Origin of the sequence: Streptomyces sp. NPDC092369 (assembly GCF_044755245.1) — a bacterium.
Lineage (GTDB): Bacteria > Actinomycetota > Actinomycetes > Streptomycetales > Streptomycetaceae > Streptomyces.
Genome location: NZ_JBIVQP010000002.1, coordinates 1,395,091 through 1,421,771, shown reverse-complemented (window position 1 = coordinate 1,421,771; position 26,681 = coordinate 1,395,091). Strand labels below are relative to the sequence as shown.

General features: G+C 71.8%; 24 protein-coding genes and 2 tRNA genes. 12 read left to right on the top strand and 14 right to left on the bottom strand.

Going from position 1 to position 26,681, the window contains the following annotated elements; all coding sequences use genetic code 11:
* Window positions 1-147 precede the first annotated feature (147 nt).
* The 7 genes from ACIQI8_RS16020 to ACIQI8_RS15990 all read right to left on the bottom strand — a co-directional run bounded on the left by ACIQI8_RS16020 (window position 148) and on the right by ACIQI8_RS15990 (window position 6,462).
* Window positions 148-221 (bottom strand) — tRNA-Lys (locus ACIQI8_RS16020).
* A complete protein-coding gene (locus tag ACIQI8_RS16015; protein ID WP_402349839.1) occupies window positions 212-793 on the bottom strand; it encodes a bifunctional DNA primase/polymerase in 582 nt (193 codons plus the stop codon). Before ACIQI8_RS16015 ends, ACIQI8_RS16020 begins: the two co-directional genes overlap by 10 nt.
* Window positions 794-932: 139 nt before the next feature.
* A complete protein-coding gene (locus tag ACIQI8_RS16010) occupies window positions 933-1,298 on the bottom strand; it encodes a hypothetical protein (protein ID WP_402349836.1) in 366 nt (121 codons plus the stop codon).
* A 179-nt stretch (window positions 1,299-1,477) separates the two neighbouring features.
* Entirely contained in the window at window positions 1,478-2,812 is a 1,335-nt protein-coding gene (locus tag ACIQI8_RS16005; RefSeq protein ID WP_402349834.1) for an AAA family ATPase, read from the bottom strand.
* Window positions 2,809-4,410 (bottom strand): hypothetical protein, encoded by a 1,602-nt coding sequence (locus ACIQI8_RS16000; RefSeq protein WP_402349831.1) that lies wholly within the window; start codon window positions 4,408-4,410, stop codon window positions 2,809-2,811. The genes ACIQI8_RS16005 and ACIQI8_RS16000 overlap by 4 nt, the downstream gene beginning before the upstream one ends.
* The gene (locus ACIQI8_RS15995; RefSeq protein WP_402350495.1) at window positions 4,401-5,546 is read right to left on the bottom strand and encodes a hypothetical protein; all 1,146 of its coding nucleotides are present in this window, start codon (window positions 5,544-5,546) and stop codon (window positions 4,401-4,403) included. The genes ACIQI8_RS16000 and ACIQI8_RS15995 overlap by 10 nt, the downstream gene beginning before the upstream one ends.
* Window positions 5,527-6,462, bottom strand: coding sequence for a phosphatase PAP2 family protein (locus ACIQI8_RS15990; RefSeq protein WP_402349828.1), 936 nt, complete (start codon window positions 6,460-6,462; stop codon window positions 5,527-5,529). Before ACIQI8_RS15990 ends, ACIQI8_RS15995 begins: the two co-directional genes overlap by 20 nt.
* Before the next feature lie 200 nt (window positions 6,463-6,662).
* Between ACIQI8_RS15990 and ACIQI8_RS15985 the strand changes: the two genes are divergently transcribed.
* Complete coding sequence (locus ACIQI8_RS15985; RefSeq protein WP_402349825.1) at window positions 6,663-7,259, top strand: histidine phosphatase family protein; 597 nt, start codon at window positions 6,663-6,665, stop codon at window positions 7,257-7,259.
* A gap of 65 nt (window positions 7,260-7,324) precedes the next feature.
* Here ACIQI8_RS15985 and ACIQI8_RS15980 read toward each other — a convergent pair whose 3' ends face one another.
* Window positions 7,325-8,761 (bottom strand): tetratricopeptide repeat protein, encoded by a 1,437-nt coding sequence (locus ACIQI8_RS15980; protein WP_402349822.1) that lies wholly within the window; start codon window positions 8,759-8,761, stop codon window positions 7,325-7,327.
* Window positions 8,762-9,060: 299 nt separating this feature from the next.
* Between ACIQI8_RS15980 and ACIQI8_RS15975 the strand changes: the two genes are divergently transcribed.
* Window positions 9,061-9,486, top strand: a complete 426-nt coding sequence (locus ACIQI8_RS15975; protein ID WP_402349819.1) for a hypothetical protein — start codon at window positions 9,061-9,063, stop codon at window positions 9,484-9,486.
* A gap of 379 nt (window positions 9,487-9,865) precedes the next feature.
* A complete protein-coding gene (locus ACIQI8_RS15970) occupies window positions 9,866-10,735 on the top strand; it encodes a spermidine synthase (RefSeq protein WP_402349816.1) in 870 nt (289 codons plus the stop codon).
* Between the two features lie 37 nt (window positions 10,736-10,772).
* On the opposite strand, the gene ACIQI8_RS15965 is transcribed toward ACIQI8_RS15970, so the two are convergent.
* Entirely contained in the window at window positions 10,773-11,288 is a 516-nt protein-coding gene (locus tag ACIQI8_RS15965; RefSeq protein ID WP_402349813.1) for a hypothetical protein, read from the bottom strand.
* A gap of 97 nt (window positions 11,289-11,385) precedes the next feature.
* Here ACIQI8_RS15965 and ACIQI8_RS15960 point away from each other — a divergent pair, with 97 nt between their 5' ends.
* The 3 genes from ACIQI8_RS15960 to ACIQI8_RS15950 all read left to right on the top strand — a co-directional run bounded on the left by ACIQI8_RS15960 (window position 11,386) and on the right by ACIQI8_RS15950 (window position 15,071).
* Window positions 11,386-12,093: a response regulator transcription factor gene (locus ACIQI8_RS15960; RefSeq protein ID WP_402349810.1), complete on the top strand. Its 708-nt coding sequence runs from the start codon at window positions 11,386-11,388 to the stop codon at window positions 12,091-12,093.
* Complete coding sequence (locus ACIQI8_RS15955) at window positions 12,090-13,493, top strand: sensor histidine kinase (RefSeq protein ID WP_402349808.1); 1,404 nt, start codon at window positions 12,090-12,092, stop codon at window positions 13,491-13,493. The genes ACIQI8_RS15960 and ACIQI8_RS15955 overlap by 4 nt, the downstream gene beginning before the upstream one ends.
* A gap of 105 nt (window positions 13,494-13,598) precedes the next feature.
* The gene (locus tag ACIQI8_RS15950) at window positions 13,599-15,071 is read left to right on the top strand and encodes a cellulose binding domain-containing protein (RefSeq protein WP_402349806.1); all 1,473 of its coding nucleotides are present in this window, start codon (window positions 13,599-13,601) and stop codon (window positions 15,069-15,071) included.
* Window positions 15,072-15,104: 33 nt separating this feature from the next.
* Here the strand turns inward: ACIQI8_RS15950 and ACIQI8_RS15945 are convergent, their stop codons facing one another.
* The gene (locus tag ACIQI8_RS15945) at window positions 15,105-16,529 is read right to left on the bottom strand and encodes a GH1 family beta-glucosidase (RefSeq protein WP_402349805.1); all 1,425 of its coding nucleotides are present in this window, start codon (window positions 16,527-16,529) and stop codon (window positions 15,105-15,107) included.
* Between the two features lie 111 nt (window positions 16,530-16,640).
* Window positions 16,641-17,684: a LacI family DNA-binding transcriptional regulator gene (locus ACIQI8_RS15940; protein WP_402349802.1), complete on the bottom strand. Its 1,044-nt coding sequence runs from the start codon at window positions 17,682-17,684 to the stop codon at window positions 16,641-16,643.
* Window positions 17,685-18,176: 492 nt separating this feature from the next.
* Between ACIQI8_RS15940 and ACIQI8_RS15935 the strand changes: the two genes are divergently transcribed.
* The 6 genes from ACIQI8_RS15935 (at window position 18,177) to ACIQI8_RS15910 (ending at window position 25,051) form a co-directional block, all read left to right on the top strand.
* Complete coding sequence (locus ACIQI8_RS15935; RefSeq protein WP_402349799.1) at window positions 18,177-19,496, top strand: ABC transporter substrate-binding protein; 1,320 nt, start codon at window positions 18,177-18,179, stop codon at window positions 19,494-19,496.
* Between the two features lie 276 nt (window positions 19,497-19,772).
* A complete protein-coding gene (locus ACIQI8_RS15930) occupies window positions 19,773-20,765 on the top strand; it encodes a carbohydrate ABC transporter permease (RefSeq protein WP_402349796.1) in 993 nt (330 codons plus the stop codon).
* A 14-nt stretch (window positions 20,766-20,779) separates the two neighbouring features.
* Window positions 20,780-21,697 (top strand): carbohydrate ABC transporter permease, encoded by a 918-nt coding sequence (locus tag ACIQI8_RS15925; protein WP_402349793.1) that lies wholly within the window; start codon window positions 20,780-20,782, stop codon window positions 21,695-21,697.
* Between the two features lie 168 nt (window positions 21,698-21,865).
* Window positions 21,866-23,338 carry a GH1 family beta-glucosidase gene (locus ACIQI8_RS15920; RefSeq protein WP_402349790.1) on the top strand — a complete coding sequence of 491 codons (1,473 nt, stop codon included), beginning with the start codon at window positions 21,866-21,868 and terminating at the stop codon, window positions 23,336-23,338.
* Between the two features lie 111 nt (window positions 23,339-23,449).
* Window positions 23,450-24,505 carry a LacI family DNA-binding transcriptional regulator gene (locus ACIQI8_RS15915; RefSeq protein WP_402349787.1) on the top strand — a complete coding sequence of 352 codons (1,056 nt, stop codon included), beginning with the start codon at window positions 23,450-23,452 and terminating at the stop codon, window positions 24,503-24,505.
* A gap of 96 nt (window positions 24,506-24,601) precedes the next feature.
* Window positions 24,602-25,051: a DUF6228 family protein gene (locus ACIQI8_RS15910; RefSeq protein WP_402349784.1), complete on the top strand. Its 450-nt coding sequence runs from the start codon at window positions 24,602-24,604 to the stop codon at window positions 25,049-25,051.
* Between the two features lie 29 nt (window positions 25,052-25,080).
* Here ACIQI8_RS15910 and ACIQI8_RS15905 read toward each other — a convergent pair whose 3' ends face one another.
* The 3 genes from ACIQI8_RS15905 to orn form a co-directional block, all read right to left on the bottom strand.
* Window positions 25,081-25,584 carry a GNAT family N-acetyltransferase gene (locus tag ACIQI8_RS15905; RefSeq protein WP_402349781.1) on the bottom strand — a complete coding sequence of 168 codons (504 nt, stop codon included), beginning with the start codon at window positions 25,582-25,584 and terminating at the stop codon, window positions 25,081-25,083.
* A 77-nt stretch (window positions 25,585-25,661) separates the two neighbouring features.
* Window positions 25,662-25,737 (bottom strand) — tRNA-His (locus tag ACIQI8_RS15900).
* Between the two features lie 82 nt (window positions 25,738-25,819).
* Entirely contained in the window at window positions 25,820-26,422 is a 603-nt protein-coding gene (orn, locus tag ACIQI8_RS15895) for an oligoribonuclease (protein WP_402349778.1), read from the bottom strand.
* Between the last annotated feature and the right edge of the window lie 259 nt (window positions 26,423-26,681).

The following is a 26,681-nucleotide window of genomic DNA, read 5'->3' as shown; positions in this document are numbered from 1 at the left end:
GCGCCGCCAGGGACTCGAACCCCGGACCCGCTGATGCTGCATCTCCCGGGGGATAACCCCCGGACCCCCAGCAGCGCCTGCGGTGCCGGTGGGAACTTGTGCCGACGACGAAGGCCCCCCGCATCTGCGAGAGGCCCTCGGTGTCTGTGCGCCGCCAGGGACTCGAACCCCGGACCCGCTGATTAAGAGTCAGCTGCTCTAACCAACTGAGCTAGCGGCGCCTGCTGACGTCGTAGACCTTAGCATCCTGATCGGCGGGAGGAAAAATCGATATCCGCACTGCCGAGCGGGCCGCTCGGACCGCCGCCCAGAGCACGATTTCCGGGCCCGGCAGCCAGGGGTGACGGGTGTCGGGGGCCACGAGCCACCGGGAGGTCGCCGCGCCGGCCAGGGGGGCCGGCACGGTCACCGCGTCGCCGTTGCCGTGGCACAGCAGGGACGGGATCGCGCCCGTGCGGCCGAACTCCTCCCAGCGCAGCAGCGACGGCAGCCGCTGGGCCGTACCCGGCGCGGCGAACAGCAGCGTCCGGCCGCGGAACACCGCCACCGGCCCGGAACCGGGCCCCTCCTCCCACAGCCGGTCGAGCATGCGGCGCCCGAAGACCGCCGGCACGCTGACGACGTCGAAGACGGAACCGCACGGTAAGACGACGGGAGCGTCGGGCCGCTCCTCCCAGAGGGCGAGCGTGCTGCGCGGATACGTTCCTGCCGAGGCGAGCCACGCCACGCCGTCCCGGGTGACTCCGTGGACGTCGCAACGATCGGAGAAGGGCTGGTCGGTTTCGCTGCTCATGGCATCTACATCTACCGGCCGTGAGCCTTCCGTTCCTGAGAGTTGCCGAAAATCGGGACAGGAGGGGTCGGGGCGGGGTATCTTGCCCGCCTGGCATATGCCGCAGCGGGTGGGTGAGCAGAGGGAAGAGCCCCTCGCCTCAGACCGGGTCGGGGCCGCCGCCGCCCTCCGCGCCGCGCATCAGGCGCTGCCCGTACTCGACCATCTTCTTGGCATAGTCCTCGGTCCACTCGGCCCGCTCCGCGATGTCCGCGGGCGTCAGCCGGTCGAACCGCCGCGGGTCGGCGAGCTGCGCCGCCGCCATCGCCTGGTACTCCACCGCCCGGTCCGCCGCCGCGCGGAAGGCCTGCGCCAGTTCCGTCGAGCGGGCCAGCAGCGCGTGCGGGTCGTCGATCGACTCCAGGTCGAAGAAGTGCTCCGGATCGGCGGCCGCCTCGGCGGGCTCGAAGAGCAGGGGCGCGGGGCGTAGCCGCGGTTCGTTCCGACGCGGCGTGGGCTCCGCCATGTCTTCTCCTCCTCGTACGTACGTCGCGGGCGACCCGTTCCGTGACCGGGCCACCGTCCATTGTCTCGTGCCCGCGCAAGAGCACCCCCGCTATCAAGGTGACGGGGGTGCGTGATGTTCCCGACGGATAGGAGATGAGTGGATGCGCGATCGTTCACGTCGGCCCACCAGGGCCCCCTTCACGGCCGCCAGCTCACCCGATGCTCCGCCAGCCGCGCCAGCACCGCGTGATTCGCCTCCCACCCGTCCGGGAACTTCACCAGCGTTCCCAGCTGGACCGGTTCCGTGGACGGGTAGTCGTCCAGGAGGTCGGTCACGCCCGCGCGGCAGACCACGATGCAGGCGTGCCGGTGGCGGGAGGCGAGGACGCAGAGGCGGCCCGTCTCCAGATGGAAGGCGGTGGCGTCGGGGCGGCCGGAGAGCGGGTGCAGGACGACCGTGACGTCGTACTCGCGGCCCTGGAGGCGGTTGGCCGTGTCGACGGTGACGTCCGTGACGCCGAGGTCCGTGAGAGCCGCCCGGACCGAGGCCGCCTGGTCGCGGTGGGCCGTGCCGACGGCGATGCGGTCGGCGGCGAGCGGGGCCGGGTCCGGCGAGCGCTCCGACGTGGCCGCGCCGCCCCGGTCCAGGAGCCGCCGTACGACCGTCGCCACCGCCCGCACCGCCTCCGGATCCGTCCGCGGGGTGTGCCGCGCGGGCAGCTCCAGCAGGCCCCAGCCGGACTCCGCGGCCTCGTCGATGACCCGGTCGGGACCGGAACCGTCGGCGGGGACACCGAAGGACAGGCGGCGGTCGCCGTGGTCCGTGCCGCTGCGGAACGGCGTGTACGGGTAGAAGGCGTCGGAGACCAGCGGCGCCGCCGATGCCGGCAGGCGCCAGGACACGGGGAGGCGGTGCTGGGGCAGCTCGGGATTGTGCGCGAGGAGCGTGGTCACGGCGGACGCCGAGGGGTCGTACGACAGGCCCGCCCACTGCTCGCCGCCGACGATGGAGAACGGGTCCAGCTGGCCCGGGTCGCCCACGAACAGCGCCCGCTCGAACAGCCCGGCCACGGCGAGCAGCGAGTCCGAGCGCATCTGGTACGCCTCGTCCACGATCGCGTGCCGCCACGGCTCGTCGACCTTCACGTGCCCCCACTTGGCGGCCGTGGAGATGACGACCGACAGCCCGGCCAGGTCTCCCGCCTTCGCCGACTTGCGTACGTTCGGCAGGTCGTCGAGCGCCTTGTCGTACGGGTCGGCGTCGCTGCTGTGCAGCCGCCCGACGGGGAGTTCGGGGCTCTTCTCCGCGAGCCGCAGGACGAGGTCGTCGACCTGGGCGTTCGTCTGCGCGACCACCATCAACGGGCGCCCCGCTTCGGCCAGTTCGAGCGCGGCGCGGACCACGAGCGTGGACTTGCCGGCGCCCGGCGGGGAGTCGACGACCACGCCCCGGTGGGTGCCGTGCAGGGTGTCGCGGAGGATCGCGTCGGTCGCCCGGGTGGCGGCGGTACCGGGGTCGAAGGCGGCGGTCACAGGACGTCCTCCGAGGTCAGGGGATCGGCGGCCTCCGTGACGGCCTCACCGGGCGGGCCGCCGTGCGTCCACGGGGTCGCCTCCGGGTCGGGCAGCTTCGGGCCGCCCCGCTGCTCGTGCTCGAACAGCGTGAAGCAGAGCCGGTCGCCCTTCTCGGGCACGGAACCGGCCTCGGGCTCCTTGCCGCGACCCATCTTGTCGAGGACCCGCAGCACGATCAGCGCCTCGCCCGCCGCGGACTCCTCGCGGCCGACGTACTCCGCCGACTGCGGCTTGCCGCCGAGGGACCGGAACACCTTGGCGCGCTCGCCCAGGTGCGGCCGGTCGTCCGAGCGGACGGTGACCAGCGGGCGCGGGCTCGGTCGCTTGCCCTCGCTGTACGCCATGACCACGTCCGTCACCTCACCGGCGAACGCCTCCCCGGACAGCCGCCGCCCCGCCATCACCAGCGGGTCGTCCAGGGCCTCCTGCGCCTCCAGACGGGCCTGTTCGCGCTCGCGCGCGGCGAGCTTGTTGGCCGCGGCCACCGCGTCGTCGCGGCGCGGCTGCGGGGGCTCGCCCGCGACGATCCGGTCGCGGTGCGCGGTGAACGACCAGCGGTCCCGGGTCCAGCGCTCCTCGACCCGGGCGCCCTCGGGCAGCTCCCGCACCAGGTCGAGGCCGCGCCACACCGCGTCCCAGGCGGGCCGGGTCCGGCTCTCGACCAGGGCGCGGATCTCCCGCTCGGCGGCGGTGAGTTCACCGAGCCGGTCGTCCGCCTCAAGACCGTCCTCGGCGGCGGCGAGGGCGGTACGCGCGCGGTAGTGGCAATCCAGGGCGGGGGCCAGCAGCTTGTTGTCGAAGGCCGGGTCGGTCGCCGGGCCGGCCGGCGGACACAGCAACTGGCCCTTCGCGTCCCGCGCGAGCTCGGCACGCAGCGCGGCCTCCGCGCCGGTCGTGCCCTCCGGCGGGTCGATCCAGGCGAGCAGCGCGCCCAGGTGCTGGTCCTCCAGGGCGGACTGCCCGGTCGCCCAGTGCCGGGCCAGCACGTCCGTCATCGCCAGCAGCAGCGAGGAACCCGGCACGCGGGACCGCTCCCCGTAGTGCGTCAGCCACCGGCCGAGCAGCGGCACGCGCGGGGGCGCGGGATAGGGCGTCTCCGGGTCCTGCTCGGCCGTACGGCGAAAGCGCATGGAGCGGCCGAGCAGCCGGACGAAGTCCAGGCCCGCGCGGCTGGGCACGATCAGCTGCGGGGCGTCCGCGCACAGCTCGACCTCGACCTTGACGCGCTTGCCGGTCTCCGGGTCGGTCTCGTTGCGCTCGGCGGCCTCCACGTCCTCCGCGTACCCGTCGATGTACGGCAGCACGATGTCCGCCAGCTCGGCCAGGAACGCGAACCTGAGGTCGCGGTCCCGGGGCTGCGCGACGATCAGCAGCCGCGGCGCGTCCCGGTCCGTGCCCACCAGCGCGCCGAGCGGCGCCCCGGCCTCGCCCGCCGTGGTGAGCGGCACGAACACCAGGGGGCGCTCCGACAGATGCCGGTGCCGGACGGTCGCGGCGGGCTGGGCACGCCCGGTGCTGACGGCTTCGAGCCGGGCGAGGGTGGAGATCAGCGACACAGAGCGCCCTCCGAGGTGGGGAGGAACGACTGGGGCGGCACGGCTGCCAGGCGCGCGCCCGCCAGGGCCTCCGCCCGCAGCGCCGCCGCCCTGCGCAGGGCGGCCACCGCCGGGTCGTCGGGGTCCCCGGTCTCGCCCCGGGACGCGGCCAGGACATCCTCGACCGTCGCCAGGCCGCCCAGTTCGGCGCGGACCGGGCGGCCGAGGGTGGTCACCGCGCCGGCCGCGCGGGAGTGGTCGCGGCAGTGGAAGGCCAGCTCGCAGGCGGACAGGCACTCGGGCGCGTAGGCGGCGGGCACCGACTCGACGGCGGCCGTCAGTTCGGCGGCGGGCAGCTCGGGGGAGAAGCAGGTGTCCTCGGGGAGGGCGTCGGCGATGTCCTGGATGCGGGTGAGGCGGGCCAGCTGGCGGGCGGTGACCGCGCGCTGCTTGCGGACATCCACGGCGGAGGCGGTGGGCCGGTTGGAGAAGTCCTTCGGGCACACGAGCAGCACCCGATGCCGCACCGAGGGGGCCGGGTCGAGGCGGGCGGCGACCTGCTCCAGAGCCAGCACGTACACCGCGGCCTGGCGGGCGGCGGCGCCGACCTTCGCCGGGTCCGCGGAGCCGTCCAGCATCGGGAAGGACTTGATCTCCACGACCGTCCAGCTGCCGTCCGGGTGCACCACCACGGCGTCCGGCTCCAGGAAGGCGGGGGAGCCCGCCACGTCCAGCGCCAGCATCGGGTGGTCGAGCAGCGTCCAGGCGCCGGGCGCCTCGCCGGCCTCGCGCAGCGCCAGCGCCGTACGGGCCGCGCGGCCCTCGGGGCCGATCGCCGTGAGGTCGGGCACGCGCGCGTCGGCGGGCGGTTCGGCCCCGGCGTCCAGCCGCTCGTGCACCAGCCGCAGCAGCTCGGCGCCGCCGTCCGCCTTGACCTTCGCCTCGAACGCGTTGCCCCGCGTGATCGCGAACTGGGACTGGCCGAAGGCCGACGGGGAGCCCAGCGCCCCCGCCACCGCCGTCTTGTCCACCCCGGCACCGTCGAGGATCGCGCGCCGTCTGCACCCGGGGTTGGCCGCCAGCGCCGCCAGGGCGCGGGCGTCGAGGGCCTTGGCCGGTACTCCGGGTCCGCGCAGCTCAGCGAGCCGCTGCCGCAGCGCCTTCTCCCGCGTCGGTGGGAGAGGCGTCGGGCTCGGCTCCGGAACCGATCCGGGACTCGCGCTGCCGTGGAAATCGCTCACCTGCGGAAGTCTGGCATCCGGCACTGACAATTGGGGAACCTGCGCCGGGAGAGGGCACTGCGGCGAAGGGCAGCCGCTTGCGGATCCGGTTCGCCACCCGCATCACGTACGGCGTCAGGAGGAAGCCGGCGCCCATCACGGCGGCGCCCGCCACCGCGTCGAGGAAGTAGTGGTTCGCGGTGCCCATCACGACGATCGTGGTCAGCAGCGGGTAGGCGACGGCGGCGGCCTTCGTCAGCCGCGTCCCGCCGAACCGCCACAGCACGATCCCGCACCACAGCGCCCAGCCCACGTGCAGGCTCGGCATCGCCGCGTACTGGTTGGTCATGCCGCCCAGGCCGCGCGGGGCGCTCGCGTCGCCGCCCCACCAGCCGTACGAGCTGTACTGGGCCATCGTGTCGACGAAGCCGTGGCCCGCGGACAGTAGCCGGGGCGGGCAGGTCGGCAACAGGGTGAAGCCGATCAGGCCCATGAAGGTCGACGTCATCAGCCAGGTGCGGGCCGCGCGGTAGTGCACCGCGCGCGACCTGAACAGCCAGATCAGGATCACCGGCGTGACCATGTAGTGCAGCGACGCGTACCAGAAGTCGGCCGGCACGCCGAGCCACGCCTCGCGCGTGAAGAGCCGGTTCAGCGGGTGCTCGGCGTTGAGGTGCAGGGCCTTCTCGATGCGCAGGATCGTCAGGCCGTGGTCGACGGCGCCGGTCTCGTTGCCGCGGGCGAGCAGCCGGCCGGCCGAGTAGCACGCGTACACCAGCAGGATCAGCGGCAGCTCCGTCCACCAGCGCAGGCGGGCGCCCGGGGCTGTCTCGGTGCCTGGTGTCTCGGTCATCGGCTTCCGATCCCCTCCCCCTTCGTCTCGCGCGGCGCCCGGTGGTCCGGCCGTGCCACTTTACGGCGTATGCGCACGCCCTCGTGGCGCGGCCCCCGGCCCTCAAAGACGCTGAGATCGCCCGTCGGGTTGCCCTCCTCCAGGGTGCGCGATGATGGATCCGGTCCGCCTCTGGTTATCCCGGAAAGGTTTCCTCACCCATGGCTGCGCGCATCCTGCTGGCCCGCCACGGACAGACCGAGTGGTCGCTGTCCGGCAAGCACACGGGCAGGACCGATGTGCCGCTCCTGGAGGAGGGCCGCCGGGGCGCCAAGCTGCTCGGCGAGCGCCTGCACCGGGCGCCGCTGGACGGACTGCCCGGCGTCGAGGTGCGCACCAGCCCGCTGGCACGCGCGCGTGAGACGTGCGAACTCGCCGGGTTCGGCGAGCGCGCCCAGCCCTGGGACACGCTCATGGAGTGGGACTACGGCGCCTACGAGGGCATGACCCCGGACGACATCCAGGCCGTCCGACCCGGCTGGTTCATCTGGCGCGACGGCGTCCCGGACGGCGAGTCCCTCGCCGACGTCACCGCCCGCGCGGACGAGGTGGTCGCCTGGGCCCGCGCCGAGGACCGTGACGTCCTCGTCTTCGCGCACGGCCACATCCTGCGCTCCATCGGCGCCCGCTGGCTCGGCCTCCCCCTCGACTTCGCCGCCCGAATACGGCTCAACCCGACGTCCCTGTCGGTCCTCGGCTGGGCCTACGGCGAACCGGCGATCGAGAGCTGGAACGACTTGGGGCACTTGACGAACTGACGGCGCGCGAGGCTTTGCCCGTACGCCCTGCTCCCGCGCCCCCCTCACGCCGTCCGGGGCTGCTCTCACGCCGTCCGCGGACGTGAGGCGTGCCTCTCCAGGAACGTCGATACGCCCGACGCGCGTCGGTGCGGCAGCAGCACGCGCGCGGTGGTCGCGAGCATGGTCTGCACGCGGGAGGACTGGACCTGGTCCAGGAGGTCCATGACGCGCAGGCCCGCCGTCGCGGCCTCGTCGGGGTGGCCGCCGCGGGCCAGGTCGTCGGCGAGTTCCGCGGTGTAGAGGGCGATGTTGCGGGTGAAGTGCGGGTCCTGGAGGTGGGCGGCGTGGCGCGCGTGGCGGGCGGCGCGGGGCCAGTCGCCCAGCGTCGACCAGCACTGCGCCTCCAGGCCCTCCAGTTCGGCCTCCCCGTAGAAGCTCATCCACTCGGGGTCGGCGTCCGAGGAGCCGCGCTCGAAAAGGGCCTGCGCGCGGGCGAGCGCCTGTTCGCAGGCGATGCGGTCGGCGAGCCCGGCCCAGCCGCCGGCCTCGCGCAGCGCGAGCAGCGACATCAGGCGGGACGAGCCCAGGGACCGCCCGACGCGTTGCGCGGCCTGCGCGGCCCGCACCGCCTCGCGCGGCCGGCCGGCGTCGCGCGCGAGGAACGCCGTGTTGCAGAAGGCGTGTGCCTCCAGGGCGTCGTCGCCGGTCATCCGGGCGGTCGCGAGCGCCTCCGCGTAGTGCGAACGCGCGTCGTCCCAGCGCCCCGAGTCGTGCGCCAACCAGCCCACCGAGATGGCCAGTTCACCGGCGCCCGAGTGCAGCCGGTCGGCGGTGGTCTGCCGGGTCGCGCCGGCGTCGAGCAGCGCGTAGGCGGCGCGCAGCGGGGCCGCCGCGCGCCGGTAGAGGCCGTCCGCGCCGTGCCGGTCGTCGAGCAGCCGGATCCTGCGGACGGCTTCCTCCAGGGCGCCCGCGTCGCTCGCCCCGGCCCGGCGCACGGGACGTTCCGCGGCGGCCGCGTCGTAGGCGAGGCCGAAGGGGCCCAGCGAGGCGGCGGCCACCGTGGCGCCCCCGCCGGTCATGAATGCGCGACGTAGCACGTCGCTCTCCTCGTCGTTCTCGTCGTTCTCGTGAATCTCGTGGAACGTGCGGTTCCGGTCCTCGTGCGGGTGCGCGTCCGGTGTCTCATACGGATCGCCCGACCCCTGCGTCTCACCTGTGTCGCGGGCCCGGCGTCCGCGTACGGACGAGCGGGGCGCGAAGCCCAGGTCGGCGAGCGTGCGGCCGGGGAACATGTGCAGGAACACCCGCTCGTACGCGTAGTTGGGGCAACGGATCTCGCCCGCCTCGACCCGGCCGACGTAGCGCGCGTCGCAGCTCACCCGCTCCCCGATCTCGCGGGCCGACCGCCGTACGGCCGCCGCGAACTCGGCCGGTGAGCGTCGGCCGCGCAGCTGTCGGAAGGCCAGATTCGGCCGTGGTGGGTGGGTGGGCTGGGACGAGGTCACCATTGACGACGCCATGGCCGGGTCCTCTCGTGCGAACCGTCGAACCAAGCCGGATTCCGGGCGACTTGAGCTGGTTGTCAACGGGATCGCCCTTGATTTCCGGCGGCATGAACGTACCCGCTGTCACCGACCCGGCACGCAGGGTTTGGCTACAAACCGGATATCTCATCCGGGATCTGCCATGAACTGCCATCCTTTGCGGCGGATTTTCGCCGTAGCCGTTGACGCGGTGGCGCGTTGAACCCAGCAGGACCGGGAGCCACCCGACTCCCGAGCCGCTTCGTCCAAGGAGGGGTTCCGTGGTGGAGTCCAGGATGCGACCCAGGCAGAGCAGCGATCCTCGTACGATGGTGACGCCGGTGAGGTTCACGCCGGTGCCGGACGGTGGTGCACCGCCCGGCTGCGATCTGGTGACCGTGCCGACGCGGCAGGGGCTGGAGGCCGTCGACATCCTGCGCCGGGGCGCCTGCGACGCGATGGGGCCCGTACTCCACGACGACGGCTGCGGCACCCTCGGCTTCGTCGTCCCCTCCGGCACCGCCGCCGCCTGGGACGTTCCCGGCAGCACCTGCACGGAGACCGACGGCCGCGGCCTGCGCCTGCCCGCCGAGCCCCCCGTCGAGGGCTCCGACTGGCTCCTGCCGCCCGGCGACTCCGACCTGGCCACCGACCCGGCGGTACTGCGCCAGGCCCTGGGCGAGGCGGCCCGCCTGATCGAGGCGGCGGACAACTGCCGGTAACTTCACGCGAGTTGCCTTCGACGATCAGCAGGGGCGGCCGTCGGGCGTTCGACGTGCGTGCCGCCGATAGGCGATGCGCACGTGCGTGACCGTCCCTGTCGGGCGATGCCTGCGCGAGTCGCCACCGGACGATCGGCACGCGAGCCGCCGGCGGGCGTAGGCGGGACCTTTCGCCGTCACCGACTGTCGGGCGCAGGGCGAGCCGCCGGCGGGTGTTGCACGCGTGCGTGGCCGGTCAGGCTGGCGCGCGCGACGGGCGTGGCCATCGGGCCAGTCCACGCGCGCGTGGCCGGCCGCCACTGGCGTTGCCCGGCGGCGCCCGCGATGTTCACGCCCCCGTGCGCAGGCGGTGCCTCTCGACCCCGTCGATAATGGGCGCATGGGAAAGTCCAGGAACGCCCGGCGTGGGTCGGCCGGTGCTGAAGCCGTTGTCGAGGCCGTCGACGGGGGGCTCGCGGAGCTCATACCCGATCGGGACCGGACGCGGGGCTGGACGTTGTTGATCGACGGGGCGCCGCAGTCGCACGTGGATCTGGACGATCCCGCGTTTCTCTCCTTCGAGTACCAGCGTCGGCTCGGGCATGTCGTCGATCTGGTCGCACCCGCCGGGAAGCCCGTGCACGTCGTGCACCTCGGAGGCGGTGCGCTGACGCTCGCGCGCTATGTCGCCGCCACCCGGCCCCGGTCCACCCAGCAGGTCGTCGAGTGGGACGCCTCGCTCGTCCAACTGGTGCGCAGACAGCTGCCGTTGGACACCTCCGCCCGGATCAGGGTGCGGTCCATCGACGCGCGTGAGGGGCTCGCCAAGGTGCTCGACGGGTGGGCCGACCTCGTCGTCGCGGACGTGTTCAGCGGAGCCCGCACCCCCGCCCACCTCACCTCGACCGAGTTCCTGGACGAGGTCCGCCGCGTGCTGCGCCCGAGCGGTTGCTACGCCGCCAACCTCGCCGACGGCCCGCCGCTGACCCACCTGCGCGGCCAGATCGCCACCGCCGCCGCCCGCTTCCCCGAACTCGCCCTGATCGCCGACCCCACCGTGCTGCGCGGCAAACGGTTCGGCAACGCCGTCCTGGTCGCCTCCGACACCCCGCTGCCCCTCGCGGAACTCACCCGCCGCGCCGCCTCCGACCCGCACCCCGGCCGCGTCGAACACGGCCGCGCCCTGCTGGACTTCACCGGCGGCGCGGCCCCCGTCACCGACGCGGCGGCGGTGGCCTCGCCGGCCCCACCGCCCTCGGTGTTCCGCTGACCGACCCGACGGGCGATCCTCAACCGGCCGCTCGCGACTAGTAGTTCTCCACGTCCACCCGCGGCGGCCCGTCGTGCCACGTGCAGAACACCGACACCCGGTCCGCGCCCGAGGCGAACTCCAGCCGGATCCACGTCTCCGTCTTCCACACCTGCATCGACCAGCCGGGCCCCGGCGTCGCCGACACCAGCGTCGCGTACGTGTCGGCGAGGTCGAAGACCACCCGGCCGCCGTCGGTGTCGTAGCTCTTGACCTGGCCGGCGGCCGAAGTCGTGGGCGACGGGCTGGTGGTGGGTGTCTTCGAGGGGGTCGGCGAAGGCGCGGTGGACGTCTTCGACGGCGTCGGCCTCGGCGTGGGAGTCGGCCCGCTCGGCGACGAGGACGCCAGCGGCTTCGACTCCTGCGTGGTCGCGCGGCCCGCGGTGATGGGCAGGGCGCGCGGCGGATCGTAGGCCGTGCCCGCCATCACCGTGTGGACACCCCACCACGACAGCGTGACCGCCGCGCCCGTGGCGAGCGACCAAGCCAGTACGTGTACGAGTCCTCTGAGCATCGCGGCCATACTGCCTCACGCGCCCCACAGGTGTCGCCCGTAGGAAGTTATCCACAGGCCCGGATCCGGCTCGCCCGGATGGCGTACGGTGCGGCGCATGGCAAGTGTGCTCGTGGTCGAGGACGACCAGTTCGTCCGCTCGGCGCTGATCCGGCACCTGACCGACGCCGCGCACACGGTGCGCAGTGTCGGGACGGCACTGGAGGCGCTGCGCGAGGTCGCCCATTTCCGTTTCGACGTGGTCATCCTCGACCTCGGACTGCCCGATCTGGACGGGTCCGAGGCGCTGAAGATGCTGCGCGGGATCACGGACGTACCCGTGATCATCGCCACCGCGCGCGACGACGAGACGGAGATCGTCCGGTTGCTGAACGCGGGCGCGGACGACTACCTGACCAAGCCGTTCTCGGTCGAGCACCTCTCCGCGCGCATGGCGGCGGTCCTACGACGCTCCCGCGCCGCCACCGGAGAGGCCCCGCCGTCCAGCGTCCTGAGCGTCGGCGGCCTGACCGTCGACCCGCTGCGCCGCCAGGCCGAGTTGGACGGCGTGCGGCTCGACCTCACGCGCCGCGAGTTCGACCTGCTGGCCTTCCTGGCCGGCCGGCCGGGCGTCGTCGTGCCCCGCAAGGAGCTGCTCGCCGAGGTGTGGCAGCAGTCGTACGGCGACGACCAGACCATCGACGTCCATCTGTCCTGGCTGCGCCGCAAGCTGGGCGAGACCGCCGCCCGCCCGCGCTATCTGCACACCCTGCGCGGCGTCGGCGTGAAGCTGGAACCACCCGGGGGAGCGGAGCCGCCGCGATGAGATGGGCACTGGTCAAGGTCTGCCTGGCGGTCACCGCCATGGTCGTGGTCGCCTTCGCGGTCCCGCTCGGCCTGGTCATCAAGGAGATGGCCCGGGACCGCGCGTTCTCCAACGCCGAGCGGGAGGCCGCCGCGGTCGCCCCGGCGCTGTCCATCACCACCGACCGCGACCAGTTGGAGAAGGTCGTCGCCTCGGCGGGCTCCGACTCGGGGATGGCCGTGCACATACCCGCCGTCGAGGGCGGCAAGGCCGTCGACATCGGGCGCAGACGCGCGGCCGACGACGCCATCGCGACCGTGCGCAAGCTCGGCCGCGCCTCCACCACGGAGGTCGAGGGCGGGTCCACGCTGCTCCAGCCGGTCGCGCTGAGCTCCGGCGCGATCGCGGTCGTCGAGGTGTTCGTGCCCGACGCCGAGGTCAGGCACGGGGTGGGCACGGCCTGGGCGGTGCTCGCCGCGGTCGGCGTCGCGCTGATCGTCGGCTCGGTCGCGGTCGCCGACCGGCTGGGCGTGCGGATGGTGAAGCCCGCGCGGCGCCTGGTCGAGGGCGCGCACGAGCTGGGGGAGGGCAAGCTGGGGGCGCGGGTGCCGGAGGAGGGGCCGAGCGAACTGCGCCTGGCGGCCGTCGCGTTCAACTCGATGGCCGACCAGGTCGTCCAACTGCTGGCGAACGAAAGGGAGTTGGCGGCCGACCTGTCCCACCGGCTGCGTACGCCGCTGACCGTGCTGCGGCTCAACGCGGCCTCGCTGGGCGAGGGTCCGGCCGCCGAGCAGACCCGGGAGGCGGTCGCCCAGCTGGAGCGCGAGGTCGACACCATCATCCGGACCGCCCGGGAGGCCAAGCCGCAGACCGCGGCGGCCCTGCCCGGCGCCGGGTGCGACGCGGCCGAGGTGGTCCGGGAGCGGATGGTGTTCTGGTCGGCGCTCGCGGAGGACGAGGGCCGCAAGTGGCGGGTGGCCGGCGCCGACCGGCCGGTACGCATACCCGTGGCCCGCGCCGACCTCGCCGCCGCGCTCGACGCCCTGCTCGGCAACGTCTTCCGGCACACCGCCGAGGGCACGGCCTTCGCGGTCGACCTGCACAACGGCGAGGACGCGGTGATCGTCCTGGTCTCCGACGCGGGCCCCGGCATCATCGACCCCGTGGCCGCGATGGCCCGCGGGCGCGGCTCGGGGGCCGCCGGCTCTACCGGCCTGGGCCTCGACATCGTGCGCAGGCTCGCGGAGTCGACCGGCGGGGACGTACGGATCGGGTCGTCCGTCCTGGGCGGGACCGAGGTGCGGATCTGGATCCAGGTGGACGGCCGGGAGCCGGAACGCAGAGGTCACCGGGGGTCCGTACGGCGCCGTCGGCGCGGCAGATTGGTCTCTACCTTTAACCGCTCCCGATCCCTTCCTTAAGCGCACCCTAAGATCCGCAACCCCCGCCCGGATCAGGCACTTTGCCCGATTCCAGGTCGCTAGCGTGCTGCCGCACCCCACCCCCAGAACGAAGGCAGGCACGCGATGACCACGCACCGGCGCAAGGTGAGCGGCAGAAACAAGGTGATCGGCGGAGTGGTCGCCGCGGCCGTGGTCGGCGGTGGCGCGGTCCTGCTCACGGGTACCGCCCAGGCGGCCGGGATCGGCGCCGCGTACACGAAGACCAGTGACTGGTCGACGGGTTACACCGCGCAGTACGTCGTCACCAACAACAGCGGCGGCACCGAGAAGACCTGGAAGCTGCAGTTCGACCTGCCTTCGGGCGCGAAGCTCAGCTCGCTGTGGAACGCCGAGTCGAGCGTCAGCGGGCAGCACGTCACCGTGACGCCCCCGAAGTGGGACACCGACGGGCTGACCGCCGGCGAGTCCGTCACCGTCGGCTTCGTCGTCAACGGCACCGCGGACCCGACCGCGTGTCTCATCGACGGCGCCAAGTGTTCGGCGGACGGCACCGCCACGCCCGAACCGACCGGCCGCCCCACGCAGACCACGACCCCGAAGCCCACCCCCACGCCGACCTCCACCCCCACGGCCACCCCGACCAAGACGGCCACCCCCACGCCGACGCCGACCCCCACCTCGACCTCCGGCACCGGCACCACGACGAGCGCCGGCTTCGCGCCCTACGTCGACACCTCCCTCTACCCGGCCTTCGACCTCCTCGCGAGCGCGACGGCGACCGGCGTCAAGAACTACAACCTCGCCTTCATCACCGACGGCGGCGGCTGCACCCCCAAGTGGGGCGGGGTCAGCGACCTCGGCACCGACGCCGTGGCCGCGCAGATCGGCGCCCTGCGCGCCAAGGGCGGTGACGTCCGCGTCTCCTTCGGCGGCGCCTCCGGCTCCGAACTGGCCACGACCTGCTCCTCGGCGGACGCGCTGGCGACGGCGTACGGCAAGGTCGTGGACGCCTACAAGCTCACCAAGGTCGACTTCGACGTCGAGGGCGGCGCGCTGCCCAACACCGCCGCGAACACCAACCGCGCCAAGGCCATAGCCAAGCTCCAGGCCGCGCACCCGGGTCTGGACGTCTCGTACACCCTCCCGGTCATGCCCGAGGGCCTCACCCAGGACGGCGTGAACCTCCTGTCCAACGCCAAGTCCAACGGCGTGAAGATCAACACGGTCAACATCATGGCGATGGACTACGGTCCCGCCTACAGCGGCGACATGGGCACCTACGCCGAACAGGCGGCCACCGCCACCCAGGCCCAGGTCAAGAGCGTGCTCGGCCTCTCGGACGCCGCCGCCTGGAAGACCGTCGCCGTCACCCCGATGCTCGGTGTGAACGACGTGGCCTCCGAGATCTTCAAGGTCGACGACGCCACCCAACTGGTGAACTTCGCCAAGTCCAAGGGCCTCGGCTGGCTCTCCATGTGGTCGGCGGGCCGCGACCAGCAGTGCGCCGGCGGCACCAAGCCCACCGCCGACGCCACCTGCAGCTCGATCCTTCAGGACAAGTTCGCGTTCTCGAAGGCGTTCGCGGCCTTCAACTGAGCTGAGGGGAACAGCCCTTGAGGGGGAGGCGGCTCAGACCTCGGTCACAGCGGGCAACGCCCCCGACCGAGCCGCCTCCCCGTACCACCGCGCACTCGACTTCGGCGTCCGGGCCAGCGTCGCGTAGTCCACGTACACCGCCCCAAACCGCTTCTCGTAGCCGTACGCCCACTCGAAGTTGTCCAGCAGCGACCACAGGTAGTAGCCCCGGACATCCGCGCCGTCCGCGATGGCGCGCCGGACCGCCGAGAGGTGACCGTGCAGGTACGCGATGCGCTCCGGGTCGTGGACGCGGCCGTCGGGGTCGGGCTTGTCGTCGTAGGCCGCGCCGTTCTCGGTGATGTAGAGCGGCAGGTCCGGGGCCTCGCGGGTGTAGCGCATGATCAGCTCGTGCAGGCCGGTCGGGTCGATCGTCCAGCCCATCTCCGTACGCTCGCCCGGGGTTTGGAGGAAGGTGACGTCGTCCGCGCCGGGCCAGGGCGAGTGCGCGCTCGCGCCGTGGCCGTCGGCACGCGGACCCGTCCGGGGCGACTCCGTCGCCGAAACCAGCGTAGGCGTGTAGTAGTTGAGGCCCAGCGCGTCCAACGGCTGCTGGATCGCCCGCAGATCACCGTCCAGGACGTAGGACCAGTCGGTCACCGACGAGGTCGCCGCCAGCAGCGTCTGCGGGTACGCGCCGTGCAGGATCGGGCCGTGGAAGACGCCGTTGGCCAGGTCGTCGATCTTCCGGGCCGCCGCCAGATCCGCCGGGTCCCGCGAAACGGGCCTGACCACCGACGAGTTGAGGCTCAGCGCCACCGAGTTGCGGGACGGCATCGACGAGCGCAGGGCCGTGGTGCCGAGGCCGTGCGCCAGGTTGAGGTGGTGCGCGGCGCGCAGCGAGGCCTCCGGGTCCGTGCGGCCCGGCGCGTGCACGCCGGAGGCGTAGCCCAGAAAGGCGCTGCACCAGGGCTCGTTGAGCGTGATCCACTGCTCCACCCGGTCGCCCAGCGCCTCGCCCACGATCTGCGCGTACTCGGCGAACCGGAACACCGTGTCGCGCGCCGGCCAGCCGCCCGCGTCCTCCAACTCCTGCGGCAGATCCCAGTGGTAGAGGGTGACGGCCGGCTTGATGTCGTGCGCCAGCAGCTCGTCGACCAACCGCCGGTAGAAGTCCAGGCCCACCTGGACCGCCGGGCCCCGGCCCGTCGGCTGCACCCGCGACCAGGAGATCGAGAAGCGGTACGCCTTCAGGCCCAGGTCGGCCATCAGCGCCACGTCCTCGCGGTAGCGGTGGTAGTGGTCGACAGCGATGTCACCGTGCTCGCCGCCGGCCGTCCGGCCCGGCGTATGGCTGAAGGTGTCCCAGATCGAGGGCGTACGGCCGTCCTCCCGCACCGCCCCCTCGATCTGGTACGCGGAGGTCGCCGCGCCCCAGAGGAAGGCGGGAGGAAAGGTCACGGTCGTCAGGTCGGACATGGAATCGCTCCCATGGGTCGGGTGGCGCCCATTGTGCATGGGAGCGCTCCCATGCGTAAAGGGGGCAGCGGCTCCTTCCGCGGCTGCGTCCGGTTCCGTCGGGGACTTGGCTCACGTGGACTCCCGCACCACCAACCGCGTCGGCAGGACCACTCCGCGGTGATCGTCCCCGCGGTGGGCGATCTCGTGCAGCAGGAGCCTCGCCATGGTCCGGCCCATCTCCTCCAGCGGCTGGCGGACGCTGGTCAGCGGGGGATCGATGTGCCGGGCCACGATCGAGTCGTCGAAGCCGACGACGGCGACGTCCTGAGGCACCCGCCGGCCCGCCGCGCGCAGTTCCAGCACGGCGCCCGACGCCATCACGTCGGACGCGGCGAAGACCGCGTCGAGGCCGGGCCGTCGGCGCAGCAGTTCCCGCATGGCCGCGCGTCCGCCCTCCTCCCGGAAGTCGCCGTACGCGATCAGGTCCTCGTCGACGGCCATGCCCACGTGCTCCAACGCCTCGCGGTAGCCGTCGAGTCGGGCCTGGGCGGCCTCCATGTCCAGCGGGCCCGTGATGGTGGCAATCGTCCGGCGCCCCCTGGCCTGCAGATGCTCGACCGCGCTCCTGGCGCCGCCGCTGTTGTCCGCGCGGACGTGCCCGAGCGACTCGCCGGGGCCGCGCCGGCCGGCGAGCACGGTCGGTACGGCGAGTTCGTGAAGGCGGTCGGGGAGCGTGTCGCCGCCGTGGACCGAGAGCATCAGGACGCCGTCCACCCGATGTGCGGACAGGTAGGTGGCCAGCCGCGCGTACTCCTTCTCGTCCGGCACCAGGACCAGCAGCAACTGCATCTTGGCGACCGCCAGTTCGGCCGACACCCCGCGGATGATCTCCGAGAAGTAGGGCTCGGAGAAGAGCCGGGCCTCGCCCTCGGGAACGACCACGGCGACCGAGTCGGTGCGGCGGCTGGCCAGGGAGCGGGCCGCCGGGTGGGGGATGTAGCCGAGTTCGGCGATCGCCTGCTCCACGGCCGCGCGGGTGGGGGCGCTCACCTTGGGGGAACCGTTGATGACCCGGGAGACCGTGCCGCGGCCGACGCCGGCGAGGGCGGCCACGGCGTTGAGGGTCGGGCGCCGGACCTCCGCGCGCGGAGGCGGCTGCTCGGCAGGGCTCATTGTTCACCTTCCGGCGATCGGTCGGGGCTCGCCTCATTCTGGCCCAGAAATTCGGGCGAGGGCCCGGACGGACGGCCAAGGCTCCCCGGCCCCCCGGCGGACCCTTGAGTGACCTGCGTGAATCCTGCGTGAGGCCGGGCCGTGTCCGGCCGTTGACGCCTGCTGGAGCGACACATTCACGTGACGTCCGGAACACGCTTGCGCAACAACGCCGTTTTCAAGTCTTGACACCCGGCCCGGCACGAAGGAGTCTTCCGGCATGCCGCGTGGGAGCGGTCCCACGGAACCTCGGGGGCTTCCTCCCGTGTGGATCGAACCGCCAACGGCCCGTCCCTCTATCTCGCATGGCACACCGTTGACCAGCACCTTTTCACCGCACGTCCAGTGCTGTGGGCTGGCCGCTGCTCGAAACGAGAGGGCAGGTCCGGATCGTCGAGCCTCGGCGGTCCGATTCCTGAGATCCCGTTCCCCACTGGAACAAGGAGTAGTGGAATGCGCATCACCCGTACCGGCGGCGGCCACGGCCGCAGAGCAGCGGCCCTGACCACGACGGTCCTGACGGCCTCCGCCCTGTTGCTGACCGGCTGCAGTAGCGACAGCTCCTCGGACGCCAAGGACTCGAACGGGAACATCACTCTCACGGTGGCCGACTTCGGGCAGTTCGGTTACAAGGAAGCCGGCCTGTTCGCTCAGTACCACAAGCTGCACCCCACCATCACGGTGAAGGAAGACACCACCGCCAACGAGCAGGACTACTACCCGAAGCTGCTTCAGCAGCTGAACACGAGCAGTGGTCTCTCGGACGTCCAGGGCATCGAGGTCGGCCGCATCAAGGAGGTCGTCGACACCCAGGCGGGCAAGTTCGCCGACCTCAGCAAGTCGATCGACGTGAACGACTGGGTCTCCTGGAAGGAGAAGCAGGCCACCGCGGCGGACGGTTCGGTCATCGGCGCCGGTACCGACATCGGCCCGATGTCCCTGTGCTACCGCTCGGACCTCTTCAAGGCGGCGGGCCTGGCGAGCGACCGTGACTCCGTCGCCAAGGCCGTCGCGGGCGGCTGGGAGGACTACCTCAAGCTCGGCGAGAAGTTCAAGCAGAAAGCCCCCAAGGGCACGTACTTCATGGACTCCGCGAGCGCCATGTACAACGCGGTCGTGGGTTCCTCCGCGGAGCAGTACTACGACGCTTCCGGCAAGGCGATCTACAAGGACAGTTCGTCCGTGCAGCAGGGCTGGAACCTCGCCGCGGAAGCCGCGTCCAAGAAGCTGACCCAGGGTCTCCCCCAGTTCGGCGACGCCTGGAATGCCGCGCTGCGCAAGGGCACGATCGCCACCGTGGCGTGCCCCGCCTGGATGGCCGGCCAGATCTCCATCAACTCCGGTGACGCCTACAAGGGCAAGTGGGACATCGCGCGTGCACCCGGTACCAGCGCGGCCAACTGGGGCGGTTCCTTCCTGGCCGTGCCCAAGAGCGGCAAGCACGTCAAGGAAGCCACCGAGCTGGTCAAGTGGCTGACCGCTCCCGAGCAGCAGGCCGCCGTCTTCAAGGCGATCGGTGTCTTCCCGTCGAACAAGGGCGCCTACGAACTCGACAGCGTGAAGAACGCGACGCTGCCGTACTTCAACAACGCCCCGATCGGTCAGATCTACGCCGAGGAGGCGAAGGCCATCCCCGAGGCCGTGCTCGGCGCGAAGGACGGCACGATCAAGGACACGATCTCCACGCAGATCAACAACATGGAGCAGCGGGGCACCAAGCCCGACAAGGCGTGGAAGGCCGCGACCGACTCGATCGACAAGGTGATCGGCTGACCCAAGCCGCGGTGCGGGCGGCCCGGCGGGCGCCCGCACCGCGCTACGTGCGTGGGGCCGTGCGGCGGCTCCTGCCGTAGGCGCGGGGCCGTCCGCACCGGCTCCGGTCGTCACGTACCGGTCGTTTCCGCGGTGTTCGGGCACACTCACCGGACGCCGCGGCACCGCGTCCGCCGGACCGGCGACCCGAGTGCGACGACGTGCCCCTGGCCGGGTGCCCGGCCCCGCGCCGCCTCCTGCCCGTACCCGGCCGAGATCCAGGGAAGGACTCCCTCCGTGGCAACCACAACCCCCACACGGGGTGCCCCCACCCCGCCGCCCGGCGGGGCCGGCGCCGTGTCGAAGGAACCCAGCGCGTGGCGCACGCGTCTGTGGCGCTTCGACGACAAGGCGTCGCCGTACGCGTACATCGCCCCCTTCTTCCTCATCTTCGGTGCCTTCGGCCTCTACCCGATGCTGTACACGGGCTGGATAGCCCTGCACCGGGTGGAGATGACGAGCCTGGACCAGTCCGAGTGGGTCGGCTGGCACAACTTCGCCACGATCCTCCAGGACTCCGAGTTCTGGACGGCCGTCACCAACACCTTCGTGATCGGTGTCATCTCGACCGTCCCCCAGCTCCTCATGGCCCTGGGCCTGGCCCACCTGCTCAACTACAAACTGCGCGCCAGCACCTTCTGGCGCACGGTGATCCTCACCCCGTACGCCACCTCGGTGGCGACCGCCGCCCTCGTCTTCGCCCTGGTCTTCCGGGCCGACGGAGGGCTGCTCAACTGGGTCCTGCACTTCGTCGGTATCGGCAACACCGACTGGGGCAACGGGGAGTGGACGTCCAAGTTCGCCATCTCGGCCATCGTGATCTGGCGGTGGACCGGCTACAACACCCTGATCTATCTGGCGGCCATGCAGGCCGTGCCCACGGACCTGTACGAAGCGGCCTCGATCGACGGAGCGACGCGCTGGCAGCAGTTCCGCAAGGTGACCATCCCCTCGCTGCGGCCGACGATCCTGTTCACCATCGTCATCTCGACCATCGGTTCCATGCAGCTGTTCGGTGAGCCGCTGCTGCTGCAGGGCGGCACGCTCGGCTCCACCGGAGGCAGCGAGCACCAGTACGAGACGCTCAGCATCTATCTCTTCAACTACGGCTGGAAGCTGGGGCACTTGGGGCCGGCCGCGGCCGTGGCCTGGGCCATGCTCGTGCTGCTGCTGCTCATTGCCTTGATCAACTGGATCGTCGGCCGGTTCGTGCGTAGCAGCGCGGCCTGACGGGAGCGATATCGATGACCACGACCAGTCCCACCCAGACCGCGCCGGACCTCGGCCCGGCACCGCTTCCCGTCACCCCGGGCAAAGCCCCACGCTTCAAGATCGGCGCCGGCCAGCAGCTCAAGGGCGGTCCGTTCACCTACATCGCCCTGATCATCGTCGGTCTGGGCTCGGTCTTCCCGCTGTACTGGACGCTGGTGGCCGCCTCGCACGACCAGCAGCGGGTCCTCGACAGTCCGCCGCCGCTCGTGCCGGGCGGCCGGCTGTGGAACAACCTCCAAGCGGCCTGGGAACAGGCCCACTTGGGGAAGGCGATCGTCAACACCGTGATCGTGGCGGGCTGCATCACCGCGGCCACCCTGTTCTTCTGCACCCTCGCCGGTTACGCCTTCGCCAAGATGCGCTTCCGTGGCCGTGGGGCCCTGATGACCGCGGTCATCGCGACCCTGACGATCCCGCCCCAACTCAGCGTCGTACCCCTGTTCATGATGATGGCGGACATCGGCTGGGGCGGAAAGCTGGAGTCGGTGATCTTCCCGACCCTCGTCGGTGCCTTCGGTGTCTTCTTCATGCGCCAGTACCTGCTTGAGGCGCTGCCCTACGAACTCATCGAGGCGGCCAAGGTGGACGGGGCGAGCAACATCCGCGTCGTCTGGAACGTGGTCCTGCCCGCGGCCAGGCCCGCGATGATGGTGCTCGGAATGCTCACCTTCGTGCAGGCGTGGAACGACTTCTTCTGGCCCTTTCTCGCCCTCAACCAGGACAACCCCACCATCCAGGTCGCGCTCGGCCAGCTCAGCGCCTCCTACACCCCCGACCAGAGCATCGTCATGGCCGGAGCGCTGATCAGCACCCTGCCGCTGCTGCTGGTGTTCGTGATCTTCGGCAAGCAGATCATCGGAGGCATCATGGCGGGCGCCGTCAAGGGCTGACGTCGACCGCCGAACTCCCGGTCGGACAGGCCTTGTTCACCCTTCCGTACGGCCCGCTCAGCGCGGGCCGTACCCGGCCGGGCGCCCGCCGTCGTGCCCCGTCCGCTTCCCCTCGTCGCCGGAGCACCGTCCGGCCGTTACTCACGCCACTTTGGGAGCGCTCACACCATGACCGCCGTACGACATGAGACCAAGGCCGAATCGGCCTCCGCCACCTCCTTCCCGCCGGGCTTCGTCTGGGGTGCCGCCACCGCCGCCTACCAGGTGGAGGGCGCCGCCGCCGAGGGCGGCCGTACCCCCTCCATCTGGGACACCTTCAGTCACACGCCCGGGAAGGTGCGCAACGGCGACACCGGTGACATCGCCGCCGACCACTACCACCGGTACCGCGACGACGTGGCGCTGATGAAAGACCTCGGTCTGAAGGCGTACCGGTTCTCCATCTCCTGGTCCCGCGTTCAGCCCACCGGCCGCGGACCCGCCGTGGAGCGCGGTCTCGACTTCTACCGCCGGCTCACCGACGAACTCCTGGCAGCCGGCATCACCCCCGTCGCCACCCTTTACCACTGGGACCTGCCACAGGAGTTGGAGGACGCGGGCGGCTGGCCGCAGCGCGACACCGCGCATCGCTTCGCGGAGTACGCCGAGATCATGGGCCGGGCCCTGGGAGACCGCGTCGGTCTGTGGACCACCCTCAACGAGCCCTGGTGCAGCGCCTTTCTGGGCTACGGCTCCGGTGTGCACGCCCCCGGCCGCACCGACCCGGCGGCCACCCTGCGCGCCGCTCACCACCTCAACCTGGGGCACGGCCAGGCGATCGGGGCGCTGCGCGAGGTCCTGCCGGCCTCCGCGCAGACCTCCATCACCCTCAACCTGCACCAGGTGCGCCCCCTCACCGACAGCGCCGAGGACGCGGAGGCCGCTCGCCGTATCGACGCGGTCGGCAACAGGGTCTTCACCGGCCCCGTGCTCGACGGCGCCTACCCCGAGGACCTGCTCGCCGACACCGCGCACCTCGTCGACTGGGCGGAGCTGGTGCGGGACGGCGACCTGGCCGAGATCTCCCGGCCCATCGACGTGCTCGGCGTCAACTACTACGCCCCGACCGTCGTCTCGGCCGGCGACGGTTCCGGCACCACGAAGAACGACGGCCATGGCGCCAGCGACCACTCCCCGTGGACCGGTTCGGAGGGCGTGAACTTCCACCTGGCCAACGACCAGCTCACCGCGATGAACTGGGCCATCGACCCCAGCGGCCTGCACACCCTGCTGACCGGCCTCGCCGCCTCGCACCCGACGCTGCCGCTGATGGTCACCGAGAACGGCGCCGCGTTCGACGACTACGTCTCCCCCGAGGGCCGGGTGAACGACCCGCAGCGGATCGCCTATCTGCACTCCCACCTCGACGCCGTCCGCCGGGCCATCACCGACGGAGCGGACGTGCGCGGCTACTTCCTGTGGTCTCTCCTCGACAACTTCGAATGGTCCTACGGCTATTCGAAGCGGTTCGGCGCGGTGTACGTCGACTACTCCACCCAGCGCCGCATTCCCAAGGCGAGCGCCCACTGGTACACCGACGTGATCCGGGGGAACGCGCTGCCGTCGGCCGGTGAAGCCGGGGAAGTCGGTGAACACGGGTGAGGCCCGGCTCGGCGGGCGACAGCCCCGGTCGACGGAGGATGATGGAGGTAAGGCGGCCGGGCCCGGCTGTTACATTCCTGGCCTGAAAGCTGCGAACGGAAGGCGGCGACCATGACGGTCAGCGGTGGGCGGAACCGGGGCGGTCGGCGGCCGACCCTGGAGGAGGTCGCCGCCCGTGCCGGCGTGGGCCGCGGCACGGTCTCCCGGGTGATCAACAGCTCGCCGCGGGTGAGCGACGCGACGCGGGCGGCCGTCGAGGCGGCCGTGGCGGAACTGGGCTACGTCCCGAACACGGCCGCCCGCGCCCTGGCCGCGAACCGCACGGACGCCATCGCCCTCGTCGTTCCCGAGCCGGAGACCCGCTTCTTCGCGGAACCGTACTTCTCGGACATGCTCAAGGGCGTCGGCGCCGAGCTGTCGGAGACGGAGATGCAGCTGCTGCTGATCTTCGCGGGCAGCGCCCGTGAACGGCGGCGCCTGGCCCAGTACTTGGCCGCACATCGCGTCGACGGCGTCCTCCTGGTCTCGGTCCACGCGGACGACCCGCTGCCCGACCTCCTCTCCCAGTTGGAGATCCCGGCGGTGATCAGCGGCCCCCGCTCGGCCGCGGAGACGCTCACCTCGGTGGACTCGGACAACTACGGCGGCGGCCGCTCGGCCGTGGAGCACCTGCTCTCCCGCGGCCACCACACGATCGCCCACATCACGGGCCGCCTCGACGTGTACGGTGCCCAGCGCCGCGTCGACGGCTACCGCGACGCCCTGCGCGACGCGGGCCACCCGGCGGACGAACAGCTCATCGAGCCGGGGGACTTCACCGAGGAGGGCGGCCGCAGAGCGATGAAGACCCTCCTCTCCCGCCGCCCCGACCTGGACGCGGTCTTCGCCGGCTCGGACGTCATGGCGGCCGGCGCCCGCCAGGTGCTGCGCGAGGAGGGCCGCCGCATCCCCGACGACGTGGCCCTCGTCGGCTACGACGACTCGGCCATAGCCCGCCACATGGACCCGCCCCTCACCAGCGTCCGCCAGCCCATCGAGGAAATGGGCCGCCGCATGATCGACCTCCTCCTCGAAGAGATCGCGGATCGCCGTCCGGCGGTTTCGCGGGGATTGGAGCGCCGACAGGTGGTCCTGGCAACGGAGTTGGTGACGCGGGCGTCGTCCTGATCGTCGCCGGGGGATTGCTTTTGCTTCAGCGGGCGGGCACTCCACCAGCGACGAATCGACGTGACGGCGCATGTGGTGTCGGCCTAGCCTCAGCCCGTGACCTCCCCGGACGACGACACCGACGACAGGGCCGGCGTGACCATTCGCTGCCAGGACAACGCCTCCGTCGGCGTGACGTTCTGCGACCGGATCGGCGTGGACGCGGGCGCGGTGCACTATGCCGTCGAGCTGCGCGCCCCGGGGCTGACCGCTCGGGTCGACGAGATCGTCGCCTGGGTGGGGGACGGCGATCTCGTCCCGTTCCTGGAAGACCTCGCCGCCGACTTCCGGGGGTGGGACGGTGAACGGAGCCGACGGACCGACGACCGCGACCTGATGGTGTCAGCCGTCTTCCGGTCCGGCGGGTACGTCGGCCTGACCTGGACCCTGCGGCCATGGCCGCGGGCCGCCGGCGGCTGGAGTTCGTCGGTCACCACATGGGTGGAGTCCGGCGAGCAACTGGCCTGCCTGGCAGCCGACATCCGGCATTTCCTCGCCGGGGAATGACGGTGACATCTGGCGTCCACCGGGTGACCTCAGTCGGGCAGCGTCAGCCGCCAGCGCCGCTCCCCGTCCTGTTTCTCGTGGGTCGGTTGGAGGCCGGCTGCTCGGGCCACTGACTCCGAGGCGCGGTGGGCGGGGTGGATGTGGGCGGTGATCGTACGGACGGAGTGTTCGGTGAGCCAGGTGATCAGGGCGCGTACTGCCTCCGAGGCGTAGCCCTTGCCCTGCCAGGGGGTGCCGGTGATCCAGGCGATCTCTGCCGTCCGGCCGGTGACCGTGGCCTGGACCGTGCCGAGGAGGTGGGCGTCGGCGCGGTGGTGGAGGACCCAGTTGAGCCAGGTCACGGACGGGTCGGGGGAGCCGGAGGCCAGGCGTTCGTAGCGGGTGCGCAGGGCTTCGGGGGAGGCGGGGGCGCCGCCGATGTAGGTGTGCAGGGCCGGGTCGGAGAGGACTTCGGCCATCTCGGCGGCGTGGTCGACGCGGAGGGGGAGGAGATCGAGGCGGGGGGTGTGGATAGTGGTGGGGTTCAGGTCCATGAGACGTCCACTTCGATGTCCGCTGGAAAACGAAGCGGCCGGTGGTCCCGAATCAACGGGGCCACCGGCCGATTGTCTGGGGTGAGTGACGGGACTTGAACCCGCGACTTCCTGGACCACAACCAGGTGCTCTACCAGCTGAGCTACACCCACCACGCCCGGTCGTTCCATCAGTGATTTTCCGACCGGCCGAGAAAAAGTGTACAGGGTCCGCAGGGGTGCTCGCGCACGGCTTTTACCGCGCGGGCAGCACGTGCTTCGCGGCGATCGTCCGGGCCGTGTCCGAGTCGGGGCCCGGCTGCGGTACGAAGATCGCCTCGCGGTAGTAGCGCAGCTCCGCGATGGACTCGCGGATGTCGGCGAGGGCGCGGTGGTTGCCGTTCTTCTCCGGGCTGTTGAAGTACGCCCTCGGGTACCAGCGCCGGGCCAGTTCCTTGACGCTGGACACGTCGACGATGCGGTAGTGGAGGTACTCCTCCAGCGTCGGCATGTCACGCAGCAGGAAACCGCGGTCGGTGCCGACCGAGTTGCCGCACAGCGGGGCCTTGCCGGGCTCCTTGACGTGTTCCCGGATGTAGGCGAGAACCTGCTCCTCGGCGTCGGTCAGCGTCGTACCGCCGTCGAGTTCGTCGAGCAGCCCGGATGCGGTGTGCATCTGGCGCACCACGTCCGGCATCGTCTCGAGGGCCTCGGCCGGCGGACGGATGACGATGTCCACGCCCTCGCCGAGCACGTTCAGCTCGGAGTCGGTGACCAGGGCGGCCACCTCGATGAGCGCGTCGTCGGACAACGAGAGGCCGGTCATCTCGCAGTCGATCCACACCATGCGATCGTTCATGCGACCACCCTAAAGGTGACGTCCGCTTTTAGGTGCCCCGCGTCGTGGTGGACGTCCCTGGGGGCTGCCGCCCCCAGACCCCCGCTTTCGGCCTGGACGGCCTCGTCCTCAAACGCCGGACGGGCTGAAATTGCCTGGACCGGCGTCGAGAAGTGGCGGCCTCCTCGACAAGGAACCGTGCCTCACAGGCAACCGTGCCTCCTCGACAAGCCACCGCCCCCTCGACCCTCGAAACGACCTCGAACGCCGGGTCGGCTGT